13 protein-coding genes are annotated in these 12,611 nt (G+C 27.7%); 1 reads left to right on the top strand and 12 read right to left on the bottom strand.

Annotated elements, in window-relative coordinates:
• Positions 1-869: 869 nt before the first annotated feature.
• The 9 genes from ACTCCZ_RS06750 to ACTCCZ_RS06790 all read right to left on the bottom strand — a co-directional run bounded on the left by ACTCCZ_RS06750 (position 870) and on the right by ACTCCZ_RS06790 (position 8,305).
• Positions 870-1,295, bottom strand: coding sequence for a HepT-like ribonuclease domain-containing protein (locus ACTCCZ_RS06750; RefSeq protein ID WP_079577477.1), 426 nt, complete (start codon positions 1,293-1,295; stop codon positions 870-872).
• The gene (locus ACTCCZ_RS06755; protein WP_079577476.1) at positions 1,288-1,590 is read right to left on the bottom strand and encodes a nucleotidyltransferase family protein; all 303 of its coding nucleotides are present in this window, start codon (positions 1,588-1,590) and stop codon (positions 1,288-1,290) included. Before ACTCCZ_RS06755 ends, ACTCCZ_RS06750 begins: the two co-directional genes overlap by 8 nt.
• Before the next feature lie 86 nt (positions 1,591-1,676).
• Complete coding sequence (locus ACTCCZ_RS06760) at positions 1,677-2,447, bottom strand: TIGR02757 family protein (protein WP_079577475.1); 771 nt, start codon at positions 2,445-2,447, stop codon at positions 1,677-1,679.
• Positions 2,448-2,525: 78 nt separating this feature from the next.
• Entirely contained in the window at positions 2,526-2,843 is a 318-nt protein-coding gene (locus tag ACTCCZ_RS06765) for a Na+/H+ antiporter subunit G (protein WP_079577474.1), read from the bottom strand.
• 12 nt (positions 2,844-2,855) lie between these two features.
• Positions 2,856-3,125 (bottom strand): K+/H+ antiporter subunit F, encoded by a 270-nt coding sequence (locus tag ACTCCZ_RS06770; RefSeq protein ID WP_079577473.1) that lies wholly within the window; start codon positions 3,123-3,125, stop codon positions 2,856-2,858.
• Complete coding sequence (locus ACTCCZ_RS06775) at positions 3,119-3,619, bottom strand: Na+/H+ antiporter subunit E (RefSeq protein WP_079577472.1); 501 nt, start codon at positions 3,617-3,619, stop codon at positions 3,119-3,121. Before ACTCCZ_RS06775 ends, ACTCCZ_RS06770 begins: the two co-directional genes overlap by 7 nt.
• Positions 3,616-5,136 (bottom strand): monovalent cation/H+ antiporter subunit D, encoded by a 1,521-nt coding sequence (locus ACTCCZ_RS06780; protein ID WP_079577471.1) that lies wholly within the window; start codon positions 5,134-5,136, stop codon positions 3,616-3,618. The genes ACTCCZ_RS06775 and ACTCCZ_RS06780 overlap by 4 nt, the downstream gene beginning before the upstream one ends.
• Entirely contained in the window at positions 5,136-5,480 is a 345-nt protein-coding gene (locus ACTCCZ_RS06785; RefSeq protein ID WP_079577470.1) for a Na+/H+ antiporter subunit C, read from the bottom strand. The genes ACTCCZ_RS06780 and ACTCCZ_RS06785 overlap by 1 nt, the downstream gene beginning before the upstream one ends.
• Positions 5,480-8,305 carry a monovalent cation/H+ antiporter subunit A gene (locus ACTCCZ_RS06790; protein WP_079577469.1) on the bottom strand — a complete coding sequence of 942 codons (2,826 nt, stop codon included), beginning with the start codon at positions 8,303-8,305 and terminating at the stop codon, positions 5,480-5,482. Before ACTCCZ_RS06790 ends, ACTCCZ_RS06785 begins: the two co-directional genes overlap by 1 nt.
• Before the next feature lie 238 nt (positions 8,306-8,543).
• On the opposite strand from ACTCCZ_RS06790, the gene ACTCCZ_RS06795 reads away from it, so the two are divergent.
• On the top strand, positions 8,544-9,368 hold the full coding sequence (locus ACTCCZ_RS06795; protein ID WP_079577468.1) for an SDR family NAD(P)-dependent oxidoreductase: 825 nt from the start codon (positions 8,544-8,546) through the stop codon (positions 9,366-9,368).
• Between the two features lie 24 nt (positions 9,369-9,392).
• On the opposite strand, the gene ACTCCZ_RS06800 is transcribed toward ACTCCZ_RS06795, so the two are convergent.
• From ACTCCZ_RS06800 to rsmD, 3 genes are all read right to left on the bottom strand, one after another.
• Positions 9,393-11,057, bottom strand: coding sequence for a Na+/H+ antiporter NhaC family protein (locus tag ACTCCZ_RS06800; protein WP_079577467.1), 1,665 nt, complete (start codon positions 11,055-11,057; stop codon positions 9,393-9,395).
• A gap of 145 nt (positions 11,058-11,202) precedes the next feature.
• On the bottom strand, positions 11,203-11,997 hold the full coding sequence (locus ACTCCZ_RS06805) for an ABC transporter permease (protein ID WP_079577466.1): 795 nt from the start codon (positions 11,995-11,997) through the stop codon (positions 11,203-11,205).
• A 10-nt stretch (positions 11,998-12,007) separates the two neighbouring features.
• Positions 12,008-12,601: a 16S rRNA (guanine(966)-N(2))-methyltransferase RsmD gene (gene rsmD / locus ACTCCZ_RS06810; protein WP_079577465.1), complete on the bottom strand. Its 594-nt coding sequence runs from the start codon at positions 12,599-12,601 to the stop codon at positions 12,008-12,010.
• Positions 12,602-12,611 lie beyond the last annotated feature (10 nt).

The following is a 12,611-nucleotide window of genomic DNA, read 5'->3' on the forward strand; positions in this document are numbered from 1 at the left end:
AGGTATATATATCTGAATAGTAAGAATTATTTCTAGTGAATTATCTTCATTTTTGATAATAATCTTTATTAATATAATTATTTTATATTATTTTAACTTATATTTTAATAACTATATTACATATGTCAAATGCAGAGCTAAAATATCAATTTCAAAAACAATCTAAAAATTGATAAAAGCTTGTCAATACTTAGTTTTTATCAATATATGAAACATTATTTGGATTATAAATATCTGAGAAAAGATTTAATTCTTCTTGACTCATACTTGAAGTATTTATCTTACTTTCCACCTTTTGAAGAATTTTTTGCAGCTTTACTTTGTGCTCTTGCTACAGCAGTTGCATTCATTGGTAAATTTTAATTTAAGTGTTGACTTCTTCAAGTATATTTTTTTCACTTTTTTTCTTAACAACATATTTTTATAAATTGTCACTTTTTACCATTTTCATTATTAAGGATATGCTACAAATACACGAGCAGGATTGTATGGTTGATTATGATTATATATAGCCCAAATGATATAAGCTAGTTTCCTAGCAACTATTATTAAAGCTTCTTTTTTAGTACAATCTGATGATACTTGATTTCTAAGTATCTGTTTTAATTCACTATTATATCTAAATTAGCAATTCCATTTTTTAATATATTTAAATAATATGCACTATATCTTTTGTCTTTATTTTGTTCAAAATATAATCAATTAAAGAAGTTAGTGAAAAAAAGATAGGTATATATATAACAGATGATACAATCATTGTAAGAATAAACTTAAATCATTCACCTTTATTGAAGATTTTTTATACTAATAAATAACATATATTAAAAAATATTTTTCTTAATAAACTTTGATTTCTTTAAAACAATTTGTTATTCCTTAATTATAAAAGGTTCACTAGCTTCTAGTTCACTATTTTCTTCTATAAATAAGTCTTTATTTTTTTCTAAATTTTTTAGTATTTTTTTAATTATTCTTTTTAGTATAGGTAGATTATAACGTATTACATCTTCTATAATATCATCATCTGTACTATCGTAATCATGAGCAATATAATTACGAACAGCACTTAATCCTTTTAAATCATTGCTTGAAAACTCTTTTAATATTTTAAACTCATTATCATCTTTAAGTTTTGAAAACTGTTCTGCAATACGAATAATATTCATTCTAATTGCAGGTTTTATAACTTTATCTTCTATAGCTTGAGTTATCTTAATATCTTTTGTTTTAAGTATAAAATTGATATTTTCTATTGATTCAATTACTTTCTCAAGTTTATTAATAGCACTAGACATAAACTATGTCCTTAAGTAATTTTTTATTAGAATCAGATACAAAATCAACTTTGGTTTTAAAGGTTTCTTGAAGTTCATTCTTAATAGCGTCTATTCTTAAAAGTTTAGAAAAGCCATCTTTATATTTTTGTGAAAATTTATTATAATCAACTTTATAAGCAATATCTATATCACTAAAACTATTTTGATTATCTTTTGCATAGCTTCCAAATAAACCTATAAGAATCAATCCTTCTTGCTCATATTTTGGTTTTAATTCCTTTAACTTTACAACTATATCATTTTTATTTATCATAGAAAACCTTTTATAAATTTCTATTTTTATTGTAACATATTCATTAGAGAAAAACTATTAAGAAGATTGATTTAGAAAGAGATAATTCACCATGCTATTTTCTCTTGCCCAATTCTATATAGTGCAAAATCGTATTTTATTGGGTCTTGATTATCGAACTCTTTTAGTTTTTGTGTTAGTAATATTGCAGATTTTAAATCATATGTTTTTCTTTGAAGTAGTCCTAATTTTTGTGATACTTTAAAAGTGTGTGTATCAAGGGGGATTATCAAGTCTTTTTTATCAACTTTTTTCCATAATCCTAAATCTAAGTTATCATCTCTTACCATCCATCTTAAAAACATATTCCATCTTTTATATGGGGCGTTTCCTATTTGTTTGATTTGTAATTTTTTATCTCTTTTAAATGGGCTTGATACTAAAAAAGTGAAGCCTTGTGAGTTATAGTTTGCTACTTCATGGATTTGTTTTATCAATGTATCTAAACCGTCCAAAATGCTGTTTTCTTTTTTATAACCTTGTAAAAAGATATCATTTAAACTATTTGTTTGTTTTAATCTTCTAAATGTTTTAAAGATTGTTTTTACATCAGTACTATTTTGAAACCTATAATAAAACTTATCAAGTTCTTTTTCAATAACTTCTTCTTTTTCATCTAAAAGTTCAAAGTTTAAACTATCTAAAAACTTTACTATTAAAGAGGCTTTTCCATATCCAAAAAGTGCACATACTAAAATTGTATATTCATCTTTGTATCTACTTGCTACTAAAAGTGGGTCAGGTTTTTCATATGAAAGTTCACAATTGCTATTTCTTGTACAAACTTCACTATCTAAAAGTTTTTTGATATTTTGCATTATTTTGCCTAAAAAATTTATTTTATGTGTAGTAATAAAAAGTAACTATTATTTTTAAAGAAAAACAGATAATTTTATCTATTTTTCTTCTGCTTCTTTAATTTTTTCTTCATTTTTTTTGATGTGCATTGCAGACTTTGCCATCAAGTGAGCACTAATTGGAGCTGTTATAAATAAAAACAGTGTTATTAAAACTTCATGTAAACTAAGTTCTCCTGTTGTAAATGTAAAATACAATGTTGAGGCTACTAAAACTGCACCTACTCCTAAAGTTGTTGCTTTTGTAGGGGCATGTAATCTTGTAAAAAAATCAGGTAATTTCACTAATCCTATAGAACCAACAAGAGTAAAAAAAGCACCTAAAAAAATAAGTAATGATATGATAAATTCAAACATAAAATCTCCTGTTTATTCCATAATATCGCCACGTAACAAATACTTGCTAAGCGCAACTGTTCCTACAAATCCCATAACTGCAATTAATAATGCAGCTTCAAAATATAATGTGTTTCCAAGATGTAAACTATATATTATTAAAAGTGCTATTGAATTAATATATAATGTATCAAGTGAAAGTATTCTATCAGCAACACTTGGACCAACAATCAATCTATATATATTAAATATCATTGCTATTGTAATCATTATAAATGCTATTGGTAATACAAATTCTAACATGACTTAAATACCTCCATCAAAGGTTTTTCATACCTTTTTTTAATCTCTTTTATTGTCTTTTTTGCATCATCAATAACTAAACCATGAATAATTAAATATTTTCTATCTTCACTTAAATCACAACTAACTGTACCAGGAGTTAGTGATATAGTACTTGCAAGTGTACTAATACCTAAAGGGTGCGTTATATCAAGAGGTAATTTAAAAAAAGTTGGTTTCAAATTACTATTTGGTCCAATTACTTGTTTTGCAACTGTTAAGTTTGCAACAACTATATCATAAATTACAACAAGTGAAAACTTTAAAAAAGTCAAAGGATTTCTTACATAAACCCTTTCTGGCCAAAAACTTGATGTAAACCAAGGAATTAATACAGCCAAAAATGTACCTAATAATATATGTCCTGGTGCAATAGTATTATTTAATAAAAGCCAAATTATTACTAGAATAACACTTAAAATTGGATGGGGTAAAATTCTATTTTTATTTTTCATTTTATTACCTCTTCAATATTGATTACAGTTGTTATATACTTACTTGTATCAAATAGATTTGCTGCTATTGTATTTGTAAATTCTGTAATTGGGTTTGCAAATATTACTAATAATGGAGCAAATAAAAACAAAAAGAATATTGAAGCTAAAGTTGATTTTGATAGCTTATACTCATCTAAAGGCTCTACATCTAAAGTAGTATCATAAAATATTGCTGAACCACTTTTTGATAAAGCTATAATAATCAATAAACTACTAATAAGAACTGTTGATAAAATTATTGCTGTGTGTGTATGCTCTAATGAAGCTGATAAAATCATTATTTTCCCAAAGAATCCTGATAAAGGAGGCAATCCTGCAACTGCAACTGCAAACATAAAAAATAGTGATCCAATAATAATGGCTTCTTTGAATATTGGCATTTGTTTATCAAAATATCCTGTAGTTCTAGCTTTTATTATTACATCTGCCACTAAGAAAAATCCAGCAGCAAGAAATGTTGAATGAATCATGTAATAAATTGCTCCACCTAAAGCATCTGGAGAATTAATTCCAATTGCTATTAATAAAATACTAACAGAAGTTAATACTAAATATGCAACTTGATTTCTAATCTCTTTTGAAGCTAGTACTCCAAATGTTGCTAAAGCTAATGTTATAAGTCCTATATTTAAAACCCAAGGTATATAATAATATGCTAATTCACCTGCATTTTCACCAAATATTGTTCCATGCACTCTAATAATTGCATATAAACCTACTTTTGTCATAATTGCAAATAGTGCTGCTACTGGAGCACTTGTCTTTCCATATGCACTTGGCAACCATAAATATAAAGGAAACATAGCTGATTTTAATCCAAAAACAACTAGTAGTAATAAACCAGCTGCAGCTACAACACTTATATTTTCAGAATCCAATAATGAAACTTTATATGCCATATCAGCGATATTTAAAGTTCCTAAAACTCCATATAAAGTACCTACTGCAAATAAAAATAGTGTTGAGCCTATTAGATTAATAATCACATAATGCAAACCTGCTTTTGTTCTTCCTTGTGCTTTTCCATGTAAAAGTAAACTATAACTTGCTAAAAGTAAGATTTCAAAAAATACAAAAAGGTTAAAAATATCTCCTGTTAAAAATGCTCCATTTAAACCAAAGATTTGCAATTGAAATAAAGAGTGAAAATGTACACCCTCTTTATCTATCTTTTCACTTATTGCATACCATAATGCACCAAAAGCTAAAAGTGATGTAATACTAACCATCAAAATTGATAATGAGTCTAAAACTAATACAATTCCAAAAGGAGCTTCCCAATTACCTAGTTTATAAACTAAAACTTCTTCCGTTGAAGTGATATCTATTAATGCCAAAATAGATACTAAAATTAAAGCTATGATAGATAAAAGTGAAATTGTTTGCCCTACTTTAAATCCATACCTTTTAGTAATAAGAATTAAAAAAGCAGCTATTAAAGGTATTAGAAGAGGTATTATTGGTGTATGTGTCATTATTTGTCTCCATCCTTATCTAAAACTTTTCCATCCACATGGTCACTATTTAATTCACCATATGCTTTTAAAGATAAAACAATCACAAAGGCTGTCATACCAAAACTAATCACAATAGCTGTTAATACCAAAGCTTGAGGCAATGGATCTGAATAACTTGTCACATTTTCTTGTATTATCGCTGCTTGATTTATATTTAATCTACCCATTGCAAATAAAAATAAATTAACTGCATAAGCTAAAAAAGTCAATCCCAAAACTACAGGAAATGTTCTAGCTCTTAGTGTTAAGAAAACTCCAACACCTGTTAGTACTGCAATAATTAATGCTAATAATATTTCCATTAGTTTTCACCTTCTTTATTACTATTCTCTTCACTTTGTAAATGTGACTCTTTGCTTAATTTACCAAGTTGTAAAAGTATTAAAACAGTTGAGCCAACAACAACTAAAAATACACCTAAATCAAAAGCAATTGCACTTGCAAGTTCAAACTCACCTACAATTGGCCAATGAACATGAGTAAAGGTTGTAGTTAAAAATGGATAATCTATCACCATTGAAACTAAACCTGTAAGTGTTGCTATTAGTAAACCAAATGAAATTAAAGTCTCTTTTTCAAATCGTAATCTAGCTTTTGTCCAATCAATTCCATTTGCTAAATATTGTACAATTAAAGCAACTGCTGCTATTAACCCTGCAATAAAACCACCACCTGGTAAATTGTGTCCTCTTAAAAAGATATAAGCAGCAACCATCAACATTAAAGGAAGAACAAGTCTTGTTACAGTTTGCATCATAGGTGGATGCATATCTGTTGACCAAGTAAAACCTCTTTCATCATATTTTGGTGCATAAAGTTTAAGACCTTGAAGCATAGAAAAAATTCCAAGTCCTGCTATTGCTAGAACTGTTATTTCTCCTAATGTATCAAATCCTCTAAAATCAACTAGTATTACATTAACAACATTAGTTCCACCACCGCCTGATACAGAGTTTTCTAAAAAGAAGTTACCTATTGTTGTATACTCTCTACTTAATACTGCTAAAGCTAAAACAAAAACTCCCATTGCAGCTAAAATTGAAATAATCAAATCTTTATTAATTCTTGTATTTGATGACTCTTTTGGTGTAGTTTGCGGTAAATAATATAATGCTAATAGTATTAATATTATTGTTACTACTTCAACACTTAGTTGAGTTAGTGCTAAATCAGGAGCTGAAAATTTAATAAATATTAAAGATACAATTAATCCCACTACTCCAATTGATATTAATGCAAGCAATCTTTTATGATGGAAAATCGCAGTTACAAAAGTAGAAACTATTAAAATACAAACTGCAACTATACTAACCCAATCTATACTTAAAAATTCTCTATTTCCAAGTAATGAAGAATCCCCATAATTAAATCCGAAGAAACCTACAAATAAAGAAGCCACTAAAAACCAACTTATCATACTTTGAAGTGAGCTTTTATCAAAAATAGAAGTAACTTTATTTGCAAAAGAAAATATAAAATTTATTACTGCATTAAAAGGAACTCTTGCATCTATTTTTGAAACATATTTATCATATAAAGCGTAACTTTTCTCTCTTTTTGAATATAAAAAGATACCACCTAAAAAGGCAATAATACTCATAATTAAAGGTGCATTAAATCCATGCCAAATTGCAAGTGAATACTCAGGTAATGGTGTTTGTAATGAGCCCATTACAGCAACTGCTAATAAAGGTGCAATTGTAAATGCAGGAATAGATCCAACAACAAGGCAAGTAATCACAAGTAAATCTACAGGGATTTTCATAAATCTTGGAGGTTCATGGGGTTGCTTTGGTAAATCTTTTAGTTTACCATTGAAAAATACATCATGAATAAATCTTAAAGAATAAGCTACAGAAAAAACAGCTGCTAATATTGCTAATAAAGGAGTGATAATATTAAATAATTCAGCATCTTTTAATGCTCTTTCAAAAAACATCTCTTTTGATAAAAATCCATTTAATAAAGGGACTCCTGCCATTGCAGATGCTGCAACCATTGCAAGTGTAGCAGTATGAGGCATATATGCCCAAAGCCCACTTAATCTTCGCATATCTCTAGTCCCTGTTTCATGGTCAATTATTCCAGCAACCATAAATAGTGATGCTTTAAATGTTGCATGATTTATAATATGAAATATTGCTGCAACTGTTGCAAGAGGAGTTGAAAGACCAAACAAAAAAGTAATCAATCCTAAATGACTTATTGTTGAATATGCTAGTAAACCTTTTAAATCATGTTTAAACATAGCAGTAAAAGCACCAATTAGTAAAGTCAATAATCCTCCAAGACCAACAATTAAAACCCACTCTGTTGTACCACTTAATGATGGATATAATCTAGCTAATAAAAAGATTCCAGCTTTTACCATTGTTGCAGAGTGTAAATATGCTGAAACAGGCGTTGGCGCAGCCATTGCATGTGGAAGCCAAAAATGAAAAGGAAATTGTGCTGATTTTGTAAATACTCCTAAAAGTATTAAAAGAATAATTGGTGTATAAAGTTCATGGGATTTTATAAGCTCTGCATTTGCAAGAATATCTGTTAAGCTATAACTACCTACTATATTACCAAGCATTAAAACCCCAGCAAGCATAGCAAGACCACCAGCACCTGTAATAGTAAGTGCCATTTTTGCCCCATCTCTACCCTCAGCTTTATGTTGCCAATAACTAATTAGTAAAAAAGAACTAAGAGAAGTCAACTCCCAAAAAACAACTAATTGTAATATATTTTCTGATAAAACAATTCCTAGCATTGAGCCCATAAATAAAAGTAAATATGAATAGAATCTACCCATACAATCTTTTTCACTAATATAGTACCTAGCATAAATAATTACTAAAAGTCCTATACCTAAAATCAAACATGAAAACAGAAGTCCTAAACCATCTAATCTAAAAGCAAAATTTAAACCAATTGATTCAATCCATGTCCAAGATTGTATTGTTGTAACACCATTAAATGGAAGTTTGATATATTGTAATAATACTAAAAAAGATAGTATTGTAGTAAATCCCGCTCCCCATGCTGAAGCTAGTCTATTATACTTTGCTAAATAAGCAACAAAGGGTGCTGCAATAAACGGTAAAAGTACTATTATAGGCAAGCCTATTGTTTCTGACATAATTTTCCCTATTTGTGTTAAATTTTTTTATTTTATCCAAGTTTTTATTAAATTTTCTTTGCCATAAAAATCTTATAATTATACTATTATTTTAAATAATTAATTTAATACTTTGATTAACTTAATTAAAAGTTTTTCATTTGGTATAATAACAACGATATAATATAAAAAGAGATTAAATGAAATATAAACAAACAAATAAAATAATAATTATTAATAATTATTTGGATAAAAATTAATGGAAAATATTTTAATAACAGGTTGTTCTACAGGCATTGGTTTTGAAACTGCAAAAGTATTAAAAAATCATGGATTTAAAGTTTATGCAACAGCAAGAAAAGAAGAAGATGTAAATACTTTAAAAAATTTAGGATTTATAAGTTATAAATTAGATGTTACAAAAGCTGAAGATATAAAATATATTCTTGATAAAATAATAAAAGAAGATGGAAAATTATCTGCTGTTTTTAATAATGCAGGTTATGGACAACCAGGAGCTGTTGAAGATATAAAAACAGAAGTTTTAAAAGAACAATTTGAAACAAACCTTTTTGGCTTACATGAACTTACAATTCAAACTATTAAAGTATTTAGAAAGCAAGGCTTTGGAAAAATAATTCAACACAGTTCAGTATTAGGTATAATTTCGCTTAAATTTAGAGGTGCATATAACTCAAGTAAATATGCTATTGAGGGTCTAACTGATACATTAAGACAAGAGTTAATTGGAAGTAATATAAGTGTGAGTTTGATTAATACAGGACCTGTTACTTCTAAATTTAGAGAAAATGCTTTAAAAATGTTTAATAAAAATATAACAATTGAGGGTAGCTTTTTTGAATCTACATATAAAAATGAAGTAAAAAAAAGATTAGAAGCAAATGATGATACAAAAGCACCTTTTAATCTTCCTGCAACTTCTGTTGCAAATGTAGTACTAAAAATAATGAATAGTAAAAAACCAAAACCTAGATATTATGTAACTAAAGCTACATATATTTTAGGTTTTGCAAAAAGAGTTTTAAGTACAAATTTACTTGATAAACTTTTAAATAGAGTATAAAAAAAGAGTAAAACTCTTTTTTTATTATGCTTTTTGATTTAAAAATGGCTTCCCATAAAATCTTATTGTTAAAATAATAACAACAATTCCTAAAGGAAGTAAGATTGTAGCTGAATAGCCTAATGCAGCTGGAATATATCCAAAAACAATAGCAACTGCACCTACAAATAAAGCGTATGGTAACTGTGTAGAGATGTGATCCATATGGTCACAACTAGCACCCATTGACGAAAGAATTGATGTATCAGAAATTGGTGAACAATGATCTCCAAAAATTGCACCTGTTAAAACAGCACCAATATTTAAAATAATATAATCACCTAAAGCAACAGGTTCTAAACCAACATGAAGTCCAACAGCATTTGCCAAAGGAATAGTCAAAGGCATCAAAATTCCCATAGTACCATATGATGTACCAGTTGAAAATGATATAATCGAACCTAATATAAAAATTATAGATGGTAAGATAAATTGTGGAGTAGAATCAGATAATAAAGATACTAAATAAACTGATGTTCCAAGATCTTTAATAATAGCAGAGATTGACCAAGCTAAGATTAAAATAACAGCAGTAATAACTAAAGCTTTTACACCTAATACCCATGTTTCAAGTGCTTCACTTAAATTAAATATTTTCTGTTGCATTCCCATTGCAATAGCCACAATTGAAGCAAAAAGTGCAGCTTCAAAAAGTACAATAGAAGCATCAGCAGCACCAAAACAATCTCTAATTGAACTAAATGCATATGGATTAGCTTGAACAGCTTTTAATGTTTCACCCTCTAAAGAACTCATTCCATTAAAATAAAATCCTAAAAACGCTACTATAATCAATGAAAAAATAGGAATTATAGCATTCCACATTGAATACTCAACATGTTCTTTAGGAGCAAGTGTTGATGATTCTTGATTTAAGTGTTCTTCTTGTCTTTTATGTCTTGAAACTTTTCCTGTATTAGCAGCTCTAATTGCTGCTGTTCTCATAGGTCCAAACTCTCTTAAAAAATATGCAGAAAAGAAAACAAATGCTAACATTAAAATATTGTAAAATCTATATGGAATAGTTTCAACAAAAATAGCATATGCATTTATATCAGGTTGTCCAATCATTACATAAGCATCTTTTATAAGTGAAATTTCATATCCTATCCATGTAGAAATAAGTGCAATACCAGCAATTGGTGCAGCAGTTGCATCAATAACAAATGCTAACTTTTCCCTTGCAATTTTTAACTTATCTGTAACAGGTCTCATAATAGGACCAATAATTAAAGAGTTTGCATAATCATCAAAAAAGATAAAAAACCCCATTAACCAAGTATATATTTGAGCACTAGCAGGTGTTTTTGCCTTTTTTGCAAGTTTTTGTGCAATTGCTCTTGGACCACCCATCTTAGTAATTACAGCAATTAACCCACCAATAGTAAGAACTTGTAAGATAATTCCTGCATTCCATGAGTCAGCCATTGATCCAATCATCTTTCTAACTAGATCCACAAACGCACCTGCAAATGCTTGAAAAATATTTCCATCTACCACATTTACCATAAATGTTCCCACAAAAATACCCATAAATAGTGAAAAAATCACATTTCTAGTAATAAAAGCTAATACAATTGCAACCAAAGGAGGAAGTAAGGTCCACACTCCAAACAATTCTGCATTAGCATTCTTATCAGCCAATAGCATTACGGGTAAAAATACTATTAGCAACACGCTTTTTGTTAATCTATTCAAATTAAAATCTCCGTTTAAAAAATTTTGCTATTCTAACATAAAAATCATTTAATTGTTATTTGTAAGTTTCAATTACTTTAAAGAAAAGATAGGATTATTATAAAATATCTTTAGTATTTAGTTTTTGTTGTAAAAAATCTGAAATCTGAATTAAAGAAAAAGTAACAAGAAATATCATAAGACCAGGAAAAAAACTAACCCACCAAGCAATATCAATAACAGCTTTTCCATCACTTAATAAACTACCCCAAGACATATTTGGAGGATTAATACCAAGTCCTAAAAATGAAAGTCCAGATTCGGCTAAAATTGCACCTCCTACTGTAAAAGTAAAAGATATTAAAAAAAGTGGTGCTAAAAGTGGAGCAAAATATTTAAATATAATCTTGCTATTTGATACATTTGCTAATTTTAAAACTTTTATATATGGTTTATTGGAAATAGCAAAACTTTCACTTCTAATAAGTCTTGCCATTCCCATCCAACCTGTTATTGAAATAACAATAATTAAAATTATTGTTGAAGCTTGAATATATGAAACCAATGCTAAAAGTAAAAAAAATGTAGGAAAAGTCAAAAATAAATCTATTAAAATTATTATTGATTTATCTATTTTACCTTTAAAATACCCAGCATTTATTCCAATAAAAAGTCCAATCAATGAAGTAATAATTGCAGATAAAAACCCTATAATTAGTGAAGTTTGTCCACCTTGAAGAACTCTTGCTAGAATATCTCTTCCTAATCTATCTGTTCCTAAAGGATGAGAAAGAGAAGGAGAAGACAAAATTTCACTTGGATTTAATGTATATGCAGATGTAGTATAAATATATGGAAGAAAAAATACCATAAATATAATTGATACAAGTAAAACAACTGCAATTTTAAACATTGGCTAACTCTTATTTATAAATATAATATGATAATGAACTTTTACCAAATTTTTTTGTTTTTTTAAGTTTAAAAAGACCTAATTCTTCTGGCATTTCTAAGCTTGTTACATGTTCAAAAGTAATCATATAAATATTTTCATTCTTAATATTTCTTACAATTTCAAATGACTTTTCATAAATATCTTCCATCCCATCTCTAAAATCAAATGGAGGATCAATATAAACAATCAATTCATCACTTGAATTTTTTAAACTATTAAGTATTGATGGTAATTGAATAAAAGTATCTGCATGCATTGTTTGACACTTACTTGCTTCTATTAAGTTACAATTTCTAACTAATGTTGAATAAGAGTTTTTATCTTTTTCAATAAAATATGCTCTTTTAGCATCTCTACTTATTGCTTCTAATCCTATGCTTCCACTTCCTGCAAATGCTTCTATAAAAATCTTATCTATTACATCAAACTGCAATACATTAAAAAATGACTCTTTTAATCTTGCTTTTGAACTTCTTGTAACATCAAGAGATGGAAGTTCAATCTTTTTACCTTTATATTTTCCTGCTATTATTTGTGTTGTTAATATATTATTATTTTTCATATTTCCTAAA

The organism is Malaciobacter sp. (genome assembly GCF_055140965.1).

What these genes read in the sequence shown, in the direction of transcription:
- ACTCCZ_RS06755 (WP_079577476.1), bottom strand. Translation starts at nt 1,590, where the DNA reads ATGATAAATAAAAATGATATAGTTGTAAAGTTAAAGGAATTAAAACCA.
- ACTCCZ_RS06765 (WP_079577474.1), bottom strand. Translation starts at nt 2,843, where the DNA reads ATGTTTGAATTTATCATATCATTACTTATTTTTTTAGGTGCTTTTTTT.
- ACTCCZ_RS06780 (WP_079577471.1), bottom strand. Translation starts at nt 5,136, where the DNA reads ATGACACATACACCAATAATACCTCTTCTAATACCTTTAATAGCTGCT.
- rsmD (WP_079577465.1), bottom strand. Translation starts at nt 12,601, where the DNA reads ATGAAAAATAATAATATATTAACAACACAAATAATAGCAGGAAAATAT.
- ACTCCZ_RS06770 (WP_079577473.1), bottom strand. Translation starts at nt 3,125, where the DNA reads ATGTTAGAATTTGTATTACCAATAGCATTTATAATGATTACAATAGCA.
- ACTCCZ_RS06795 (WP_079577468.1), top strand. Translation starts at nt 8,544, where the DNA reads ATGGAAAATATTTTAATAACAGGTTGTTCTACAGGCATTGGTTTTGAA.
- ACTCCZ_RS06785 (WP_079577470.1), bottom strand. Translation starts at nt 5,480, where the DNA reads ATGGAAATATTATTAGCATTAATTATTGCAGTACTAACAGGTGTTGGA.
- ACTCCZ_RS06760 (WP_079577475.1), bottom strand. Translation starts at nt 2,447, where the DNA reads ATGCAAAATATCAAAAAACTTTTAGATAGTGAAGTTTGTACAAGAAAT.
- ACTCCZ_RS06750 (WP_079577477.1), bottom strand. Translation starts at nt 1,295, where the DNA reads ATGTCTAGTGCTATTAATAAACTTGAGAAAGTAATTGAATCAATAGAA.
- ACTCCZ_RS06775 (WP_079577472.1), bottom strand. Translation starts at nt 3,619, where the DNA reads ATGAAAAATAAAAATAGAATTTTACCCCATCCAATTTTAAGTGTTATT.
- ACTCCZ_RS06790 (WP_079577469.1), bottom strand. Translation starts at nt 8,305, where the DNA reads ATGTCAGAAACAATAGGCTTGCCTATAATAGTACTTTTACCGTTTATT.
- ACTCCZ_RS06800 (WP_079577467.1), bottom strand. Translation starts at nt 11,057, where the DNA reads ATGCTATTGGCTGATAAGAATGCTAATGCAGAATTGTTTGGAGTGTGG.
- ACTCCZ_RS06805 (WP_079577466.1), bottom strand. Translation starts at nt 11,997, where the DNA reads ATGTTTAAAATTGCAGTTGTTTTACTTGTATCAATTATATTTATGGTA.